Raw genomic sequence first — 17,020 nt, 5'->3', positions numbered from 1 at the left:
CATGAGTTGGCGAGAATTGCCAATGATGTGGTGATTTTAACCAATAAAAAAGGGAGCCAGCGGCTCCCTTCATGGAGTTGGGTTCAGCCTCAGGCGGCCGGGCGATGGCCCAGCTTGCCATCCAGCTCCGCCAGCTTGGCTTCCATCCTGGCTCGGCAGGTATCCGACAGATCGCGGATGCCGGCGGCGCCGTGCTCCTTGCTGCACAGGGGGGGCAGCATCTCCAGCAGCACCTCGCCGTTGTCCCATCGGTTCAGGTCGACCTGACCGAAGTAGCTGGAGCAGACGATGGGCACCACGGGCACTTCGGCCTGGACGGCGGTGTGGAAGGCGCCGGCCTTGAACGGCAGCAGACCACGGCCCTGGGAGCGGGTCCCTTCCGGGAACATCCAGATGGAGGTGCCGTGGTGCTTGATGCGATCCACTACCTGACCAATGGTGCCGATGGCACGGGAGCGGTTGGATCTGTCGATCAGCACGTTGCCGGAGAGCCAGAAGATGAGGCCGAAGAAGGGCAGCCACAGCAGGCTCTTCTTGCCCACTGCCACCACGCCGGGACGCACGGCGCCGGTCACGGTGAAGATGTCGAAGTTGCTCTGGTGATTGCAGACATAGACGGCAGGCCCCACCGACTTGACCTCGTCCGGAATGGTGACCCGGACCTTGAGCCCGATGAGCGGGCAGACGGCATGGTACATGCGGGCGAAAACATAGACGTTGTTGGGGTGGCGCGGACGCACCAGACAGAGCAACAGACCAAACACGAACCAGAAGATGAGCAGCAGGGTAAGCAGCAGCACACGGGCAAGTTTGAGCATCGAACACCTCGGAATTTGACTCGGCGCAGTATACTGGTCCCCCTTTTAGCGAACAAGCGTTCGCCAGACAGAACCGACCACCCCGGATGGAACACGTGGCCGCATCGAATCCCACCGGCTTGCTCACGCCACCATTGATCGATAGGATATGCCCCATTCAACAGGGTAGGACGAGCATGATTTTGCGACAACGCGTGGCGACAAGACTCCTGCTGCTGGTCTGCATTCTGGTGCTCAACTGTGCGGCCCAGCCGCTGGCCAGGCTGGCACAGCTCGACCAGGCCCTGAGTTGCCAGGCTCTTCCCCTCTCCTCGTCCAGCGCCGATGCCGACGAGGGGCAAGCCGCGACGCCCCAGCCCAGCAGCTGCCAGCTCAACGGCAAGTGGCTCAGTGCCGCCAGCCTGCTCTGCGCCGAGCAGATCTTCTTTGCCATCGCCTTCGTGATTGCCCTGCTGGCGCCCCTGTCGCGCCGCGCCCCTGCGCTTCCCCCTCCCATCAACATTTCGCCTCCCGAACGGCGACTGCACCTCACCCTCTGCGTCTGGCGGGAATGAGTCTGCGGCGGTTTTCTCCACCCTGACTTTCATTTTCAAGAGACAAACACATGTCAAACATCATCAAGACCGCCCTGTTGCTGAGCGGTCTGCTGTGGCAATCCATGGGATTGGCCAGCGACACTGGCTGGCTCACCAGCCCCCAGAACGATCACGCCAAGGTGCGGCTGCAAGCTGACACCCGGGATCCCGCCGCCCCCCGGGTGCTACTCAGCCTGCAGCTTGAATCCGGCTGGAAAACCTATTGGCAGAACCCGGGGGAAGGCGGCATAGCCCCCGAGATCCTCTGGGATAAACCCGAGCCGGCGGCGCAGTGGCACTGGCCAGTGCCCAGACGGTTCGACGTCAGCGGCATCTCGACCCAGGGCTATCAGGGGGACGTCAGCCTTCCCATCAGCCTCACCCGCAGCGGCGGCGAGGCACTGACGGGCACCCTGCGCCTCTCGACCTGCAGCAACGTCTGCATCCTGACCGACTACCCCTTCACCCTGGCGCTGGACGGCGCTGCCCCCGAAGGGTTCGACCTTGCCTATGCGAAGGCGATGAGCACCCTGCCACAGGCCATGCCGGGCACTGTGACCCTCGAGGCGGGCTACCGGCAGAACCAGCTGCAGCTGACCGCCGACAACCCCCAGGGCTGGCAGGATCCCCAGGTCTTCCTCCAGCGCCTGGAGGGGGCCGAATTTGGCGAGCCCAAGCTGGAGGTGCAGGGCAACACCCTGATCGCCCGCATTCCGGTCAGCGATGGCTGGCAGGGGGATGCCCCCGATATCCGTCATCAGCCACTCGGGTTGGTGCTGGCGAGCGGCGAGCAGGCCTGGCAGAGCGAGGTCCGCATAGGTGAGCCCCTGGCCCTGCCGAGCGGCGGCCAGTCGCTGCTCTGGCTGCTGGGAGCCGCGCTGCTGGGGGGGCTCATCCTCAACCTGATGCCCTGCGTGCTGCCGGTGCTGGCCCTCAAGCTGGGATCCGTGCTGCAACTCGAGAGCCGGGAGCGCCGCCCGGTGCGCCTGCAATTCCTGGCGGCCAGTGCCGGCATCCTGGTCTCCTTCTGGGCGCTGGCATTGATGAGCACCCTGCTGCGCACCACCCAGGGGGCGGTCGGCTGGGGGATCCAGTTCCAGAGCGTCTGGTTTATCGGCTTCATGGTGGTGGTGACGGCGCTGTTCTGCGCCAACCTGCTGGGGCTGTTCGAGCTGCGACTGCCGAGCAACCTCAATACCCGCCTGGCCACCAGCGGCGGTCAGGGGCTGGGGGGTCACTTCCTGCAGGGCTGCTTTGCCACCCTGCTGGCGACCCCCTGCTCCGCGCCCTTCCTCGGCACTGCGGTCGCCTTTGCCCTCGGGGCGCCGCTGGGCCAGCTCTGGCTCATCTTTACCGCGCTCGGTGTGGGCATGAGCCTGCCCTGGCTGCTGATCGCCGCCGTCCCACGCCTGGCGCTCTGGCTGCCGAAGCCGGGCCGCTGGATGGGGCGGCTGCGCACCCTGCTCGGCCTGATGATGCTGGGCTCCAGCCTCTGGCAGCTCAGTCTGCTCGGCAACCACGTCGGCCCCTTCTGGATGCTGATCCTGATGGCGCTGATGCTGACGGCCCTGCTGCTGGCCGTCGTCTGGCGTCACGGCATACGCACACTGACCCTGGGGCTGGCGCTGGACTGCCTGCTGGGCGGGGCCCTGCTGCTCGGCGGCGCCTTCACCCTGGACGGCAAGCCCCAGCAGGACAGGGTCGACTGGCAGCCGCTCTCGGAGCAGGCCATCGAACTGGCACTGGCCCAGAACAAGCGGGTCTTCGTCGATGTGACCGCCGACTGGTGCATCACCTGCAAGGCCAACAAATTCAACGTACTGCTGCGAGATGACGTGCAACAGGCCCTGAGCGCCCCCGATGTGGTGGCCCTGCGCGGGGACTGGAGCCGCCCCTCCGAGGGCATCGCCAGCTTCCTGCGCCAGCGCGGCAGCGTGGCCATTCCCTTCAACCAGATCTACGGGCCCGGCCTGACGGATGGCGAGATCCTCTCCCCCCTGCTGGACCGATCGACCCTGCTTGCCACCCTGGCGCAAGCCGGTATTGCCCCCTCTCAAGGAGAAAACAAATGAAACCGACCCTGCTCGCCCTGACCCTGCTGGGCACACTCTTGACCCCGGCCCTGCACGCCGCCCCCTTCACCCCGGAGCAGGAGGCCCGCATCAAGGAGCTCATCCGCGAGACCCTGGTCCAGAACCCGAAGATCCTGGATGAGGCGGCCGAATCCTGGGAGAAACAGAACGCCGCGGATCAGGCGGCCCAGCTCGGCGACTTCATCAAGGGCAACCAGGACGTGCTGTTCAACAGCGCCACCAGCCCGCGCCTGGGGGCCAAGAACCCCAAGCTGACCCTGGTGCTCTTCACCGACTACAACTGCCCCTACTGCAAGCAGTTCGACCCTGCGGTGGCCAAGCTGCTCAAGGCCTACCCGAACGATCTGGGGCTGGTGATCAAGCTGCTGCCGTTCAAGGGGCAGACCTCCGCCAAGGCGGCCCAGTACAGCCTGACCCTGTGGCAACAGGATCCGGCCCGCTTCCTCTCCCTGCACGACAAGCTGATGAGCAAGCAGGGCATGCTGACCGAGGCGGACATCAATAAGGCGCTGGCGGCCACCGGCAATGTGGCGCTCAAGCCCGAGGGCAAGGCCACCGAGGAGCTGCGCAATAGCCTGCGCATCGGCACCCTCTTGGGAGTGCAGGGCACACCGGCGACGCTTATCGGCAACCAGCTGGTGCCGGGTGCCCTCCCCTATGAGCAGCTCGAGCAATTGGTGAAGGCCGAACTGGGCAAGCAGATATGAGGAAACTATCCGTGGAGCTGCGTCCATACAGTCAGCGCATCGGCACCTTGCTGGGCGTGCAGGGCACACCGGCGACCCTGATCGGCAACCAGCTGGTGCCGGGTGCCCTCCCCTATGAGCAGCTCGAGCAGCTCGTGAAAACTGAACTGGCGAAACTGGGGTAACCAATGACCGAGACGACAACCCCCAGACCCCGCTGGCGACGCTGGGGCAGGGAGGTGCTCTGGCTGCTGCTGTTTGCCCTGGTCATCTCGACCGTGCTGGATCTGTGGCGCAGTCCGGCGCTGCCGGAGGGGAGCCCGCTGCCAGTGCTGACCCTGCAAGATGGCACCCGGGCCGACCTGCTGGCCATGAGCCGGGAGCGGCCGCTGCTGGTCTACTACTGGGCCAGCTGGTGCGCCGTCTGCCGCTTCACTACCCCGGCAGTGGAGCAGCTCTGGCAGGACGGCGGCAACGTGCTGACGGTGGCGCTGCGCTCCGGCGACGACGCCAGGTTGCAGCAGGGCATGGCCAGGAAGGGGCTGAGCTTCCCCACCCACAACGATGAGCAGGGGGCGCTCGCCGCCCGCTGGCAGGTGAGCGTCACCCCCAGCTTCCTCATCCTCAAGGAGGGCAAGGTGGTGAGCAGCACCACGGGCTGGAGCAGTCGCTGGGGCTTGCAGCTGCGGCTGCTGTGGGCCGGCTGGCAGGCTTGAGCCCCATCACAATGAACAGAGCCCGGTATGACGACCGGGCTCTTTTTTTATCTGAAGGCGGTACTTTTTGCTGCTGCCCCTATTGCGCCGGTGACATCATCCCCTGGCCGAGCCGGGCCTTGACACTGGCCCGTTCGGCCTCGTCGATCACGCCGTCACCGTTCTTGTCCATCTTGGTGAAGAGGGTCTCATGGCGTTCCATGAACTGCGCCTTGGTCGTGTCCTGCATCGGCCTCATGTTGCCCATCTTGCCGGGCATGGCCTTGCCCGATTGCTTCATCGCCTCATGCATCTTGGCCATGGCGGCCTCTTTCTCGGCAACCGACAGGGTGCCATCGCCGTTGCTGTCTTGCCGGGCGAAGCGCTGCTCGGCTCTCTCCATGAACTGGGCCTTGGTGATGTCCCCCTTCATGAACATCAAGGGCTCGTCGAGGCTCTCATCGGCGGCGATGGCGACGCCCCCCAGCAGTACCAGAGGCAGAAGATAACGTTTGAACATGGTGTCTATTCCTTGTGATGGCCCCGGCCTTGCCGGGTCCTGATGCCTATCCCCAGGGCAGGTTCCTTGTCACATGCACGCCCGACGATGTGGTTCCAGCATGAGTACACTGTCGCCCGTCACGGATACCCTCTGTCAGTGTAGTCTCCATGCCGGACCCTCCATGTCTGCAGGGCTGACAAGCCGCTTCGTGACGGACGGGATCCGTGCCCACCCCGGGCCGCTGCCATATCGCGTCCTATTCATGGCGGTGGCCTGTGGTTTCCGTTAAAATGACGGGTTTTTACCGTGCCTGGTTCCCCCAAGCCCCATCAGGCGCCAGCATTGTGACTCTGATGATGCCAGTGATGCAGGATCTGCCATGAACAACTACTTTCGGGTGCTGGGCGTCAAGTCCAACGCCAGCGAAAACGACATCAAGAAAGCCTATCGACGGCTCTCGAACCAGTACCACCCCGACAAGTTGCACGGGGCGAGCGAAGAAGAGAAAGAGCAGGCAGCCATCAGGCTGCATCAGGTGAAGAAGGCCTACGAAGTGCTTTCCGATCCCAAGGCGAGAGCCGCTTTTATCAAGGATTTCAACAACGTCATCGTGACCGATCCCGCTGCTGCCATGCAGGAGATGTGGGACCAATTCTACCCCTGAGGGCGCTATGCAAAAAAAATGGGACCAGGCGCGCATCAAAGCGCTGATGAGTGACGCGGGCGAGAACATCGAATCCTACCGGGATCAGGATCAGCCCAAGGCGCTAGAGCAGTTTACCGGCAAGATGAAGGCCCTGCTGCTGGCCGACATCAGCATGCTGGAGTTCATGCCCGAATACCTGCCGCTCGCCCTCTACGGCCGGGTGCAGTTCCCGCCCAAGGCGAAACCTGAGTGGGCCAGGTGGCTCGCCGACGGCGTACAACCCTCATGGGACGCGTTCAAGGTGTCGGTGGCGTTCAACAACGCCGATCTGCCGCTGGTCAAGGCGGTGCGGGCCCAGAGCGAAGATCAGCTGATCGAAGCCTGCGCCGTGCTCTACCTGCTGGACAACCCCCTGCCCCGCGGTGGCCGTCGTGCCGATGACGACTATGAGCTGCGCGACGACGAAGATGACGACGGGGAAGATGCCGACGCCGACTACCATGGCGGCGAGGGTGAGGAAGACGATCAGGACATGTACGACGAAGTGCGTTTCTAATTTGAGGCAAAGCATGAACAGTCTGATAGAAATTACCGCCATCGAGATCAAAGAGCTGGCCGTGGTCGAGCCCAAGCAGGCCAGCGAGAAGTTCGAGCTGATCGCCAAGACAATGTCCGACGAGCAGTTGGCCGAAGTCATTGAAAACATTGATATCGTCACCCTGACCCAGATCAACGGCCAGCACGACATCTCCTTCCCGTCCATCATCTCCGAGCTGATGACCCCGGAGCGGATCCGCGACATCGTCTGCCAGCAGCCCCTCTACTGGGAGGAGGCCATCAAGAACAATGCCGAAGAGCTGCAGCAGCACACCTTCGACTTCCTCAACTACCTGATCCGCACCCAGGACAGCGAGGCCAAGCAGCGCGAGATCCTGGAGTGCATCGCCGAAGACACGGCCGGTCTCTTCTACCTCGCCATCCCCTTCATCGAGTTCTACCGTGGCGATCGCTACGAGGATGAAGAGGGCTATCGCGACACCCTGCACGCCGAAGAGGAAGATCTCGAGGAGTCCCTCGCCTACAGCGAGCGCCAGCAGAGCGAGGATGCCCACGACTACCCGCTGGATGACCCGAGAAGCCTGTTGATGCTGATCCGCGAACAGGCTCCCGAGGTGGAGAAAGCCATCAAGTCGCTGCTGCGCAGCGAGAACGCCACCTGGGACGGCATCATCAACAAGTTCGCCAACGAGCTGGTGATGCAGGCCAAGGAGAAGAACCAGGTCAGCGACGAGTACGACGAAGTGGACGACATGTTCAGCTTCCTGGATTGAGGAGAGCCCTATGCAGCTAGTCATCCGCGAGGCCAACGAAGGCCCCTTCCTCACCCAGGTGCTGCGCTTTGGCCGCGACAACGAACGCCTGAGCGCCCAGCAGCTTGCCGCCATCAAGGGCAAGGCGGTGCTGATGAGCCTGAAATTCGCCGACAAGTACTACAACAAGTACAAGATGCACCTGCTGGAGCAGGCCGCCCACGACGTCATCGGCGTGGTGAGCCTGGGGTTGCAGGAGCTCTCCGGGCGCGACACGGCACGGGCACTGGCCCTGCTGCAGGCGCCGGAAGGGCCCATCAAGCCGTTCCAGAAGGGCTGGTCCATGCTGATCTCCGTCAGCCCCAAACAGACGGGCAACAGCCTCTATGGCGACGTGGATGCCAGGCTGCTGGACAAGATCTCGAGCCCCCCCGACATCGAGGAGTGGCAAGGGTGGCAGGAGTACGAGAAGGCGCTGGCCGAGCACAACAAGGTCCGCCTGATGGGGCTCATCGACCAGCACTTCTTCGCCTGCGAGAGCGATCACCCCACCATGGAAGACAAGCTGGCCGAGGCCCTGCTCTACCGCATCCTGTGCGGCAAGGGCAGCGGCGCCGCGCCCCTCAAGGTGAAGCAGGATCTCAAGCGCCGGCTTGCGCGGGAGATTGAGCTCGACGAACGCTGGTACGATACCGACTATCTCGCCGTCCAGCTTGCCCTCATGCTCGCCGAGCTGCCCGCCGACATGGCCGATGCCCTGCGCCAGGAGCTGAGCCCGGGCTTCGTGCCGAACCTGCTGCACACCCTGGGGTTTGTGCGCCAGTATCAGCAGCAGCAAAGGGAGAACGCCTCCCCGGAGAAGCTCGACAACATGGAGATGCGCGCCGGGCTCAGGCACCCCCTGCTCGGCTGGCCCCTCTACCACGACTTCTAGCGTCTGTCGGCGCTTTCATGGCGCCATGGCCGCCTGTCCCCATAACGCCCGGCTTGCCGGGCGTTGTCATTTGTGACGCTCGCAGATCGGTGCCGACCCTATCGGGCAATGGTCCACATGGCGCTCTCCATCCCGGTCTCCCGAAAATCGATCACCACGGGATAGTCGTTGCCACAGCCCGTCACAGTCCAGCGCTCCTGCCAGTAGCGGCTGCCCGGCTCCCCCTCGGGAAGTTGCAGCACCACGGGCACGAAGCGCTCCGGCGCGTCACACCCCTTGGTGGAGACCCAGGATGCGACCCCCACCATGGCATCCCGGATCAGCTGCTGATTGGCCAGGGTGCCTTCCTGCACGGGTTCGTTCGGGCTGGCCTCGGCCTGGCATACCAGGGGAAAAAGCAACAGCAGGGCATAGGGTTTCATCACGCCTCCAGAAGGGTCAGTTAAAAGTGGTTCGTTCGGGGCTTTCATCATGACCAGAAACGGCGCCAGACAGAAGGGTAGACCAGGGGAAACAAGGGCAGCATCTGGGGCCGTGGCGGCTTTCACCCAAGGCGGACTACCCCCTCAGCGTCATTGGCCCACCTTTTGTCAGGGATATAATGGCTCCCCCATTCCGACCGCAGGGGAACGCCGTGAGCAGAAAACCCGACCGCATCACCGCCATGCAGCAGATCATCGACGCCGTGAAACAAGAATTCCCGCTCTATCAACCGGATACCTTCAGGTGCGGGCCGGACAACAGCTGCATCGGCTGCCCCAAGAAGCTGGTGGAGCTGGTGGATACGGATCTCTGCTACTGGCAATACCAGATCGACTGCGGCATCCCGCCCTCCTTCGACGAGATCCAGCGCTTCGGCAAGATGTGCAAAAATATCCGCCGGGCCCTGGTGCGCAATGGCCGCATCCCCGCCTGATGCTTTGCCCCCGCATCTGATAAGGTTTACCGACAGGCCCGGAACGGGCACAAGCGAAAAGGAGACCAGGATGACCCAGGAGCGGATCCAGACCCGATATAAGCTGGCGGGTCCCTGTGCCACTCAGGCCGAGTTGGAACAAGCCATCGCCCGAGCCATAGATGCCCACAAGCAGGACTTCTTCCCCCTGCTGGAGCGGCTGGTGGATGAGGGCAATCCTGCGGTCAACCTCAGCCAGGAGCACCCGCCGCGAGTGCTTGGCATAGCGCTCGACGCCGAAGGCGCCACGGGCAAGGCCCAGCTCAGCTACGAATCCAACTTCTTCGAGTGCTGCCTCATCGTCGACAAATATGGGCAGCACCAGATCAGCGTCCCCTTTCGCCTGGAAGGGGGCGAGCTTGTCTTCGACCTTGAGCTGCCCATCGCCTGGAATTTCAATCATTAATGGCACCGGCAACCCGGGTGAAATCGGTGGGGCTGTGCCAGGGGCTGAATGACACAACGGCCAAGAAGGCGGGTGCTCCGAGATAGCGGCTCGATGAATGGCCTTTTAATAAAGAGGCTGGCGTGGCTACCCAGGCGCCCCACTTGGTGTAGGGTTGACTCCATGCCAACTGAATGAACTATCGAGGGTCAGCATGGGTGAGCACCAGTCTGCAGCAATGCCGGTATTGAACGCCGGCGATAGCTATGGTTTCGAACGCAAAAGTGCCGGAGACTTCCCCTTCTATCGCCAGCCCCCGAATGCCTTGTCTGGCCGCAGCTGGGTGCTGATCCTGCTGGGGGTGGTGCTGGGTTTCGCCGTGCTGACGGCGCACCTTGCATTTTATAAAACCACGGCGGGCGGCTTTGTATCCGCCATCCTGTTCCCCCTCATCCCCCTGGCCGTGCTCGCCATGGTGGCGGGTAAGGCATGGCGAGCGCTGTTTCGAACGCCGACGGGGCGGGATCTCCTCTTGATGCTGGCGATCGCCGTCGTCAACATTCTGGTCTCGGTCGCCGTTGCCCTGGTGCTGCAACAGCTGTTCAAGATGAGTGACAACCCGGTCAGCGCCATGCTGGCAGAGGCCCCCAATACGGCGCGCATCCTCTTTTATTTAAAAACGGCCCCTCAGCTCTTTGGCGAGGAGGTGGTCTCCATCCTGCCTTTTCTGGCCATCCTCTGGTTTTGTCACACAAAGCTCGCCCTGACGCGCAAGTCCGCCATCATCATCGCCTGGCTATCCACTGCCCTTATCTTCGGGGCCATGCACCTGCCCACTTATGACTGGAATTTTCTGCAATGTTTTCTGGTGATCGGCACGGCCCGCATCGTGCTGCTCAGTGGCTACATCATCACCAAAAACATCTGGGTATCGACCGGCGCGCACATCATCAACGACTGGCTGCTGTTTACCGGCATGGTACTGCTGCATGGTGCCCAGGCCGGCATATAGGGCCGCAACAGGCCGCTGCATGATCACAAGAAAGGAGCCCTGATGGCTCCTTTTTCCATTCTCCAGCCCATAGAAAAGGCGAGACCCTTGCCTCGCCTTTGCCTGCGTCAGGTGGGCATCAGGTGAGATAGTAACGCCACGACCTGCTCGGCTCTGCATAGCCGACCCGGATGCAGAAGGGGGCGAGCTCGTGATTCGCCTGCTCCAGGCTGAGGGTCTGGTGGGCATCCTGCTCGCACCACTGCACGAACTCGTCGCTGTTGAAGCTGTAGTGATCGCCGTGAAAGGCCCCGTGGGCCTCGATCAGTCCGATGGCTTTCTCCGTTTCCATGTTTGGCCTCCTGGCACTGTGCTGCTCCCTACAAGGTTAGCGAGCAGAGACAACTTGCGGGGCCTAATCGGCCAAATCCTTGACCTGTGGCAATTGGCAAAGGGGAGAGCAAGCCACCACAGCAGAAGCCATCGACCAGCAACAGAGCCTTAAATAAAACAGAGGCAAGTAGGGTCGATTAGCGAAGCGTAATCGGCCGCACCGGTTATCCGGTCGCGAGCAGGCAAAAGAGAAAGGACGTAGGGTGCAATAAGCGAAGCGCATTGCACCGGCAACCTCGCGGATTCAATAGCGGTGCAATTTCATTGCACCCTACGGTTACCTCCCCTCACCCTAGCCCTCTCCCAAGAGGAGAGGGGACAGGTGCCTGCCAACCTTTGGGCGTAGCTGTCACGCAATTCCAAAATCGCTGCGATCTGAGCTCCCTTCTCCCCTCGCGGGAGAAGGGCTGGGGATGAGGGGGCCGTAAAATAAAATTACCGACCACATTGAGGCAATAGGTTTTCGCGATCGTCTGATTACGCTACGCGAATCAAATCTACTGCCCTTCTTACACCGATGACATAGAGAATAATTTTTATATTATCAAGGCAAGTTGAACAATGTCACAGCAATAACGTTTTATGATCGACTGCTGAAAAATTTATTTACACTGCTAAGCATTAAAAAACAACTAAGGCACTACTCCAAAAACAGTTGTATAGTTACAACAAATGATGTGTAGCTCAGGTGATTATTATGCAGTTGTTTTTTCATGATGTAGGATTAAAAGGTGCAAACGCCGATTTCCCAAAGACTATTTATAGTGACATAGCTATATCAGACATCGTCGCGCAATGCCCTGTGGAATTAAGAGAAGTTATTAGTGCGTCTTTATCAAAAGAATTCCCAACTGGTCGGTGTAATGCTTGGGGCGTCCCACTAGGAGCAAAAAGTGTCATAAAACAGCTAACTTATAATGACGTTATGCTTCTTATAAAAAGTACCGGTGGTTTAGAAGAAATACCTGTGCTTTGTCATGTAAAGTTCTTCCCGAAAGAACAGCTACTCGAACTATCCAAATTTTTATGGGGAAGCACCCATTTCCCTTATATATTTTTCTTCAAAACACAGGACATTGATTTAAATTGGACTCAATTTAAAGAAGATGTGGATTACTTACCTAAATTCAGGCCGAGCGGGAATGTTTACAGAGTAAAAAGTGAACGACTACTACGGTTTGGTGGGGCCTCGGGATATGTAAAAACCTTACTTGAAAATAAATACATATCCTTGCCACCATTACCGCTGAGTTTGAATGAGTCAGGGATAGATGAAGAATATAATGAGGGAAGTAGAGAGGCTCGTGAAGCTACTTTCTTCAAAAGGAATAAGAAATTAGTTTTAGATGCAAAAAAAACCTATGGGTATAACTGCCAAATATGTGATTTTAACTTCGAAGAGAAATATGGTGAATTAGGGTTCGAATTTATTGAATGTCATCATATAAATCCTCTCTCAGAAAGGAACCTTGACCTCCCAACCACAATAGAAGATGTTCGGGTGGTTTGCTCTAATTGCCACAGAATGTTGCATAGAACCAAACCAGCGATAAAGCTCTCAGAATTAAAAGAATTACTAAGCAAGAAATGACATCACGTTGAATCTGTTTACAAAAGGGCGCTTTCGCGCCCTTCTTATTAATTACCCTTCCTGATTTTCCCCGGCTGCCGGTTCTGCACCGGCGGCGGGTTCAATCTCTATCCTGTCCACTCGCTGCAAGCCGCGGGGCAGCTTGGCACCGCGGCGGCCGCGCTCGCCGCGGTAGTAGTCGAGATCCGAGGGTTTGAGGGTCAGCTTGCGCTTGCCGGCAAACAGGGTGACATATTGCCCCTGCGGGATAATGGCGGCCATCACCATAAACTCCTCCCGCGCCTTGACGCGCGCCGAGGGGATGCTGATGAGCTTGTTGCCCTTGCCCTTGCCGAGCACCGGCAGGGTGCTGAGCGGGAACAGCAGCATGCGCCCCTCGTTGGAGATGGCCATGCAGAGATCGGTCTCTGGCGAGCCAATCTTCTGGGGCGCCATCACCTGGCCCCCTTCCGGCACGGTGAGCAGCGCCTTGCCGTTCTTGTTCTTGCCGATGAGGTCGTCATATTTGCAGATGAAGCCGTAACCGGCGTCGCTCGCGATCAGATACGGCTCCCCTTCGTTGCCCATCACCAGATGGCGTACCTCTTCCCCCGCCCCCAGGGCGAAGCGACCGGTGAGCGGCTCCCCCTGACTGCGGGCGGAGGGCAGGGTGTGCGCCTCCAGGGAATAGGTACGGCCCAGGCTGGAGAGGAACACCGCCTGCTGGTTGCTGCGGCCGCAGGCGTGGGCCAGATAGCCATCCCCCGCCTTGTAGGAGAGCCCGGCCACGTCCACGTCGTGGCCCTTGGCGGCACGCACCCAGCCCTTGTCGGACAGGATCACTGTCACCGGCTCGCTCGGGGTCAGCTCCTTCTCGGTCAGGGCCACGGCGGTGGCGCGCTCCACCAGGGGGGTGCGGCGATCGTCGCCGTACTTCTCGGCATCCGCCAAGAGCTCTTTCTTGAGCAGGGTGTTGAGGCGACGCTCGGAGCCCAGAATGAGTTCCAGCTTGTCGCGCTCCTCGGCCAGCTCTTCCTGCTCGGCACGCAGCTTGAACTCTTCGAGCTTGGCCAGATGGCGCAGTTTGAGCTCGAGGATCGCCTCGGCCTGGGTCTCGCTGATGTTGAAACGCTCCACCATCACCTTGCCCGGCTCATCCTCGGTGCGGATGATCTCGATCACCTCGTCGATGTTGAGGTAGGCAATCAGCAAGCCTTCGAGGATGTGCAGGCGGGCCAGCACCTTGTCGAGGCGATATTGCAGACGGCGACGCACCGTCTCACGACGAAAGACGATCCACTCGGAGAGGATCATCTTGAGCGTCTTCACCTGGGGCCGGTTGTCCAGCCCCAGGATGTTGAGGTTGACCCGGTAGTTCTTCTCCAGATCCGTGGTGGCGAACAGGTGGGCCATCAGCCCCTCCACATCCACCCGGTTGGAGCGCGGCACTATGACCAGACGGGTCGGGTTCTCGTGATCCGACTCATCGCGAAGATCGGTGACCATGGGCAGCTTTTTGGCCACCATCTGGGCGGCGATCTGCTCCATGATCTTGGCGCCGGACGCCTGATGGGGCAGCGCCGTGATGACGATGTCGCCATCCTCCTCGCTCCACACCGCCCGCTGCTTGATGGAGCCCTTGCCGGTCTCGTAGATTTTGCGGATGTCGTCGCGCGGGGTGATGATCTCGGCGTTGGTCGGGTAGTCCGGCCCCTGGATGTGCGTCATCAGCACATCCAGCCCCGCATTGGGGTTGTCCAGCAGCTCGGCACAGGCAAGGGCCACTTCCCGCGCGTTGTGGGGCGGGATGTCGGTCGCCATCCCCACCGCGATACCTGTCACCCCGTTGAGCAGGATGTGGGGCAGGCGGGCGGGCAGCACTACCGGCTCCTTCATGGTGCCGTCGAAGTTCGGCGTCCACTCCACAGTGCCTTGCCCCAGCTCGGAGAGCAGTAGCTCGGAGAAGCGTGACAAGCGCGCCTCGGTATAACGCATGGCGGCGAAGGATTTGGGATCGTCCGGCGCCCCCCAGTTGCCCTGACCGTCCACCAGCGGGTAGCGGTAGGAGAAGGGCTGGGCCATCAGCACCATGGCTTCGTAACAGGCGCTGTCGCCGTGGGGGTGGTATTTACCCAGCACGTCACCCACGGTACGGGCGGACTTCTTGTGCTTGGAGAGCGCCGACAGCCCCAGCTCGCTCATGGCGTAGATGATGCGCCGCTGCACGGGCTTGAGGCCGTCGCCGATGTGGGGCAGGGCCCGGTCCATGATGACGTACATGGAGTAGTTCAAGTAAGCCTGCTCGGTGAAGGCGCGCATGGGCTGGCGCTCTACCCCGTCCAGACTGAGCTCGATAGCATCACTCATGTGATTATCTCTTTCGGTTCGGGAGCCGCCCCTGGGCGACTCCGGCTGATACTTGCTGGCCCGCGCGGGCCAGTCGACGGCTTAGATGATGGCAAGGTTGCCCTTCTCCTCTAACCATTCACGGCGATCCGGGGCGCGCTTCTTGGCCAGCAGCATGTCCATCAGCTGCAGGGTCTCGTCCCCCTCCTCCAGCTCGCCCATGGTGAGCTGCACCAGGCGGCGGGTGTTGGGATCCATGGTGGTTTCCCGCAGCTGTTTCGGGTTCATCTCGCCCAGACCCTTGAATCGGGTCACCATCACCTTGCCCTTCTTCTTCTCCGCCTCGACCCGCTGCAGCACGCCGTTCTTCTCGTCCTCGTCGAGGGCATAGAAGACCTCCTTGCCGATGTCGATCCGATACAGCGGCGGCATGGCCACATAGACGTGGCCCTTGTTGACCAGGGTGCGGAAGTGCTTCACGAACAGCGCGCACAGCAGGGTGGCGATGTGCAGACCGTCCGAGTCCGCATCCGCGAGTATGCACACCTTGCCGTAGCGCAGGCCGCTGAGATCCTCGGAGTCGGGATCCAGGCCGATGGCCACCGAGATGTCGTGCACCTCCTGGGAGGCGAGCACCTGACCGGCCTCCACCTCCCAGGTGTTCAGGATCTTGCCGCGCAGCGGCATGATGGCCTGAAACTCCCGATCCCGCGCCTGCTTGGCACTGCCGCCCGCGGAGTCACCCTCCACCAGGAACAGTTCCCCCTGCATGGGGTCGGCGCAGTTGCAGTCGGTCAGCTTGCCGGGCAGTGCCGGGCCCTGGGTTATCTTCTTGCGCACCACCGTCTTGGCGGCGCGCATCCGGCGCTGGGCGCTGCTGATACAGATCTCGGCGATCTGCTCCGCCAGCTCGGTGTTGCTGTTCAGGTAGAGGCTGAAGGCATCCTTCACCACCCCCGAGACGAAGGCCGAGCTCTGGCGGGACGACAGCCGCTCCTTGGTCTGACCGGCGAACTGGGGATCCTGCATCTTGACCGAGAGGATGTAGGCGCAGCGATCCCAGATATCTTCCGGGGTCAGCTTGACCCCGCGCGGCAAGAGGTTGCGGAATTCGCAGAACTCGCGCATGGCGTCGAGCAACCCCTGACGCAGGCCGTTGACGTGGGTGCCACCGAGGGCCGTGGGGATCAGGTTCACATAGGATTCGGCGAGGCACTCGCCCCCCTCCGGCAGCCAGCACAGGGCCCAGTCCACCGCCGATTGATCCGTGCTGAAGGCGCCGACGAAGGGCTGCTCCGGCAGGCAGGTGAACTGCTTGACCGCATCGATGAGGTAATCCTTGAGGCCATCTTCGTAGCACCACTCAAGCTTGATGCCGGTGTTCTTGTCGAGGAACTTGATGGTGAGGCCGGGGCAGAGCACGGCCTTGGCCTTGAGCAGGTGCTCGAGCTTCGAGACCGAGAAGCGCGGGGAGTCGAAGTAGCTCGCCTGCGGCCAGAAGCGCACCCGGGTGCCGGTGTTGCGGCGCCCGCAGGTGCCTGTGATGGTCAGCTCCTGTACCTTGTCGCCGCGCTCGAAGGCGATGTCATAGACCTGGCCGTCCCGGCGTACCGTCACCTCGACCCGATCGGACAGGGCGTTCACCACAGAGATGCCCACCCCGTGCAGACCGCCGGAGAACTGGTAGTTCTTGTTGGAGAACTTGCCCCCCGCGTGCAGCTTGCAGAGGATCAGCTCCACACCGGATACCCCTTCCTCCGGGTGGATGTCGACCGGCATGCCACGACCGTCGTCGATCACCTCGAGAGACTGGTCCTCGTGCAGGATCACCTCCAGGGTGCGGGCATGGCCCGCCAGCGCCTCGTCGACGCTGTTGTCGATGACCTCCTGGCCGAGGTGATTGGGCCGGGTGGTGTCTGTGTACATGCCGGGGCGGCGACGCACCGGTTCGAGGCCATTGAGGACCTCAATGGCATCCGCATTGTATTGAGTGGACATGGAGGGCCTTGCGAATTGACGTTTGGAGGGAATCTTACTCGCTGGGAGGGCCTTGGACAAATAGGGCGGTGGCAAAGGGTGATCCAGAGAGGCGATGGCCCCGCGGGATCAGGCGGGTGCCAG

At 61.3% G+C, this 17,020-nt stretch carries 18 protein-coding genes and 1 pseudogene; 13 read left to right on the top strand and 6 right to left on the bottom strand.

Annotated elements, in window-relative coordinates:
- Window positions 1–89: 89 nt before the first annotated feature.
- Window positions 90–818: a 1-acylglycerol-3-phosphate O-acyltransferase gene (locus AC3WR3_RS06335; protein ID WP_139438739.1), complete on the bottom strand. Its 729-nt coding sequence runs from the start codon at window positions 816–818 to the stop codon at window positions 90–92.
- Window positions 819–994: 176 nt separating this feature from the next.
- Here AC3WR3_RS06335 and AC3WR3_RS06330 point away from each other — a divergent pair, with 176 nt between their 5' ends.
- The 5 genes and pseudogenes from AC3WR3_RS06330 (at window position 995) to AC3WR3_RS06310 (ending at window position 4,888) form a co-directional block, all read left to right on the top strand.
- Window positions 995–1,372, top strand: coding sequence for a hypothetical protein (locus AC3WR3_RS06330; protein WP_479758861.1), 378 nt, complete (start codon window positions 995–997; stop codon window positions 1,370–1,372).
- Window positions 1,373–1,422: 50 nt separating this feature from the next.
- Window positions 1,423–3,465: a protein-disulfide reductase DsbD family protein gene (locus tag AC3WR3_RS06325; RefSeq protein WP_492291469.1), complete on the top strand. Its 2,043-nt coding sequence runs from the start codon at window positions 1,423–1,425 to the stop codon at window positions 3,463–3,465.
- Complete coding sequence (locus AC3WR3_RS06320) at window positions 3,462–4,193, top strand: DsbA family protein (RefSeq protein WP_492291468.1); 732 nt, start codon at window positions 3,462–3,464, stop codon at window positions 4,191–4,193. Before AC3WR3_RS06325 ends, AC3WR3_RS06320 begins: the two co-directional genes overlap by 4 nt.
- Before the next feature lie 8 nt (window positions 4,194–4,201).
- A pseudogene (locus AC3WR3_RS06315) lies at window positions 4,202–4,357 on the top strand (DsbA family protein); the annotation flags it as partial.
- 3 nt (window positions 4,358–4,360) lie between these two features.
- Window positions 4,361–4,888, top strand: coding sequence for a protein disulfide oxidoreductase (locus tag AC3WR3_RS06310; protein ID WP_492291467.1), 528 nt, complete (start codon window positions 4,361–4,363; stop codon window positions 4,886–4,888).
- A gap of 79 nt (window positions 4,889–4,967) precedes the next feature.
- On the opposite strand, the gene AC3WR3_RS06305 is transcribed toward AC3WR3_RS06310, so the two are convergent.
- The gene (locus tag AC3WR3_RS06305) at window positions 4,968–5,387 is read right to left on the bottom strand and encodes an EF-hand domain-containing protein (RefSeq protein WP_202047477.1); all 420 of its coding nucleotides are present in this window, start codon (window positions 5,385–5,387) and stop codon (window positions 4,968–4,970) included.
- A 361-nt stretch (window positions 5,388–5,748) separates the two neighbouring features.
- Between AC3WR3_RS06305 and atcJ the strand changes: the two genes are divergently transcribed.
- From atcJ to atcC, 4 genes are read left to right on the top strand one after another with little or no spacing between them, the layout of a single operon-like run.
- Window positions 5,749–6,033 (top strand): cold adaptation protein ActJcold adaptation protein ActJ, encoded by a 285-nt coding sequence (gene atcJ / locus AC3WR3_RS06300; RefSeq protein ID WP_139438754.1) that lies wholly within the window; start codon window positions 5,749–5,751, stop codon window positions 6,031–6,033.
- Window positions 6,034–6,040: 7 nt separating this feature from the next.
- Window positions 6,041–6,571, top strand: a complete 531-nt coding sequence (gene atcA, locus AC3WR3_RS06295) for a cold adaptation protein AtcA (protein ID WP_139438756.1) — start codon at window positions 6,041–6,043, stop codon at window positions 6,569–6,571.
- A 13-nt stretch (window positions 6,572–6,584) separates the two neighbouring features.
- Window positions 6,585–7,346 (top strand): cold adaptation protein AtcB, encoded by a 762-nt coding sequence (gene atcB, locus AC3WR3_RS06290; RefSeq protein ID WP_492291466.1) that lies wholly within the window; start codon window positions 6,585–6,587, stop codon window positions 7,344–7,346.
- A gap of 10 nt (window positions 7,347–7,356) precedes the next feature.
- Window positions 7,357–8,259: a cold adaptation protein AtcC gene (gene atcC / locus AC3WR3_RS06285; RefSeq protein ID WP_492291465.1), complete on the top strand. Its 903-nt coding sequence runs from the start codon at window positions 7,357–7,359 to the stop codon at window positions 8,257–8,259.
- A 98-nt stretch (window positions 8,260–8,357) separates the two neighbouring features.
- Here the strand turns inward: atcC and AC3WR3_RS06280 are convergent, their stop codons facing one another.
- A complete protein-coding gene (locus AC3WR3_RS06280) occupies window positions 8,358–8,681 on the bottom strand; it encodes a hypothetical protein (RefSeq protein WP_492291464.1) in 324 nt (107 codons plus the stop codon).
- A gap of 242 nt (window positions 8,682–8,923) precedes the next feature.
- Between AC3WR3_RS06280 and AC3WR3_RS06275 the strand changes: the two genes are divergently transcribed.
- The 3 genes from AC3WR3_RS06275 (at window position 8,924) to AC3WR3_RS06265 (ending at window position 10,611) form a co-directional block, all read left to right on the top strand.
- Complete coding sequence (locus AC3WR3_RS06275) at window positions 8,924–9,175, top strand: hypothetical protein (RefSeq protein WP_492291527.1); 252 nt, start codon at window positions 8,924–8,926, stop codon at window positions 9,173–9,175.
- Between the two features lie 70 nt (window positions 9,176–9,245).
- Window positions 9,246–9,620: a hypothetical protein gene (locus AC3WR3_RS06270; RefSeq protein ID WP_492291463.1), complete on the top strand. Its 375-nt coding sequence runs from the start codon at window positions 9,246–9,248 to the stop codon at window positions 9,618–9,620.
- A gap of 193 nt (window positions 9,621–9,813) precedes the next feature.
- Complete coding sequence (locus tag AC3WR3_RS06265) at window positions 9,814–10,611, top strand: CPBP family intramembrane glutamic endopeptidase (RefSeq protein WP_492291462.1); 798 nt, start codon at window positions 9,814–9,816, stop codon at window positions 10,609–10,611.
- 118 nt (window positions 10,612–10,729) lie between these two features.
- On the opposite strand, the gene AC3WR3_RS06260 is transcribed toward AC3WR3_RS06265, so the two are convergent.
- Window positions 10,730–10,942 (bottom strand): hypothetical protein, encoded by a 213-nt coding sequence (locus tag AC3WR3_RS06260; RefSeq protein WP_202047481.1) that lies wholly within the window; start codon window positions 10,940–10,942, stop codon window positions 10,730–10,732.
- 738 nt (window positions 10,943–11,680) lie between these two features.
- Between AC3WR3_RS06260 and AC3WR3_RS06255 the strand changes: the two genes are divergently transcribed.
- Complete coding sequence (locus tag AC3WR3_RS06255) at window positions 11,681–12,574, top strand: HNH endonuclease (protein WP_492291461.1); 894 nt, start codon at window positions 11,681–11,683, stop codon at window positions 12,572–12,574.
- A 51-nt stretch (window positions 12,575–12,625) separates the two neighbouring features.
- Here AC3WR3_RS06255 and parC read toward each other — a convergent pair whose 3' ends face one another.
- Together parC and parE are read right to left on the bottom strand one after the other, a co-directional pair.
- Window positions 12,626–14,920: a DNA topoisomerase IV subunit A gene (parC, locus tag AC3WR3_RS06250; protein ID WP_492291460.1), complete on the bottom strand. Its 2,295-nt coding sequence runs from the start codon at window positions 14,918–14,920 to the stop codon at window positions 12,626–12,628.
- An 81-nt stretch (window positions 14,921–15,001) separates the two neighbouring features.
- Window positions 15,002–16,897: a DNA topoisomerase IV subunit B gene (gene parE / locus AC3WR3_RS06245; RefSeq protein ID WP_202047484.1), complete on the bottom strand. Its 1,896-nt coding sequence runs from the start codon at window positions 16,895–16,897 to the stop codon at window positions 15,002–15,004.
- Between the last annotated feature and the right edge of the window lie 123 nt (window positions 16,898–17,020).

This window comes from Aeromonas sp. EU05-FHT14A05, assembly GCF_058791175.1.
The sequence above is the reverse complement of the archived record's forward strand: the minus strand, read 5'-3'. Positions and strand labels throughout refer to the sequence as shown.

What these genes read in the sequence shown, in the direction of transcription:
- AC3WR3_RS06335 (WP_139438739.1), bottom strand. Translation starts at nt 818, where the DNA reads ATGCTCAAACTTGCCCGTGTGCTGCTGCTTACCCTGCTGCTCATCTTC.
- AC3WR3_RS06330 (WP_479758861.1), top strand. Translation starts at nt 995, where the DNA reads ATGATTTTGCGACAACGCGTGGCGACAAGACTCCTGCTGCTGGTCTGC.
- atcC (WP_492291465.1), top strand. Translation starts at nt 7,357, where the DNA reads ATGCAGCTAGTCATCCGCGAGGCCAACGAAGGCCCCTTCCTCACCCAG.
- AC3WR3_RS06305 (WP_202047477.1), bottom strand. Translation starts at nt 5,387, where the DNA reads ATGTTCAAACGTTATCTTCTGCCTCTGGTACTGCTGGGGGGCGTCGCC.
- AC3WR3_RS06310 (WP_492291467.1), top strand. Translation starts at nt 4,361, where the DNA reads ATGACCGAGACGACAACCCCCAGACCCCGCTGGCGACGCTGGGGCAGG.
- AC3WR3_RS06320 (WP_492291468.1), top strand. Translation starts at nt 3,462, where the DNA reads ATGAAACCGACCCTGCTCGCCCTGACCCTGCTGGGCACACTCTTGACC.
- parE (WP_202047484.1), bottom strand. Translation starts at nt 16,897, where the DNA reads ATGTCCACTCAATACAATGCGGATGCCATTGAGGTCCTCAATGGCCTC.
- AC3WR3_RS06270 (WP_492291463.1), top strand. Translation starts at nt 9,246, where the DNA reads ATGACCCAGGAGCGGATCCAGACCCGATATAAGCTGGCGGGTCCCTGT.
- atcJ (WP_139438754.1), top strand. Translation starts at nt 5,749, where the DNA reads ATGAACAACTACTTTCGGGTGCTGGGCGTCAAGTCCAACGCCAGCGAA.
- parC (WP_492291460.1), bottom strand. Translation starts at nt 14,920, where the DNA reads ATGAGTGATGCTATCGAGCTCAGTCTGGACGGGGTAGAGCGCCAGCCC.
- AC3WR3_RS06260 (WP_202047481.1), bottom strand. Translation starts at nt 10,942, where the DNA reads ATGGAAACGGAGAAAGCCATCGGACTGATCGAGGCCCACGGGGCCTTT.
- AC3WR3_RS06325 (WP_492291469.1), top strand. Translation starts at nt 1,423, where the DNA reads ATGTCAAACATCATCAAGACCGCCCTGTTGCTGAGCGGTCTGCTGTGG.
- AC3WR3_RS06280 (WP_492291464.1), bottom strand. Translation starts at nt 8,681, where the DNA reads ATGAAACCCTATGCCCTGCTGTTGCTTTTTCCCCTGGTATGCCAGGCC.
- AC3WR3_RS06265 (WP_492291462.1), top strand. Translation starts at nt 9,814, where the DNA reads ATGGGTGAGCACCAGTCTGCAGCAATGCCGGTATTGAACGCCGGCGAT.
- atcA (WP_139438756.1), top strand. Translation starts at nt 6,041, where the DNA reads ATGCAAAAAAAATGGGACCAGGCGCGCATCAAAGCGCTGATGAGTGAC.
- AC3WR3_RS06255 (WP_492291461.1), top strand. Translation starts at nt 11,681, where the DNA reads ATGCAGTTGTTTTTTCATGATGTAGGATTAAAAGGTGCAAACGCCGAT.
- atcB (WP_492291466.1), top strand. Translation starts at nt 6,585, where the DNA reads ATGAACAGTCTGATAGAAATTACCGCCATCGAGATCAAAGAGCTGGCC.
- AC3WR3_RS06275 (WP_492291527.1), top strand. Translation starts at nt 8,924, where the DNA reads ATGCAGCAGATCATCGACGCCGTGAAACAAGAATTCCCGCTCTATCAA.